The organism is Pseudomonas sp. TSO6 (assembly GCF_056098905.1).
Window position 1 is genome coordinate 1 of record NZ_JBLZWV010000112.1, and the last position, 255, is coordinate 255.

Below are 255 nucleotides of genomic sequence, written 5' to 3' on the forward strand. Positions count from 1 at the left end.
CTGCCCAGACCTACCATTACATGGTTTAGCCGTAGAATACGGGGCCATAGCTCAGCTGGGAGAGCGCCTGCCTTGCACGCAGGAGGTCAGCGGTTCGATCCCGCTTGGCTCCACCACTTTCGCCGTAAGCAGTAGCTTGTCAGAACTTAGAAATGAACATTCGTTGATGAATGTTGATTTCTGACTTTTGTCAGATCGTTCTTTAAAAATTCGGATATGTGATAGAAATAGACTGAACACCAGTTTCACTGCTGG

1 tRNA gene is annotated in these 255 nt (G+C 47.8%); it reads left to right on the top strand.

What is annotated here, in order from left to right:
• Window positions 1-40: 40 nt before the first annotated feature.
• Window positions 41-116: transfer RNA gene (locus tag ACN6NG_RS30030), tRNA-Ala, on the top strand.
• The last annotated feature ends 139 nt before the right edge of the window (window positions 117-255 follow it).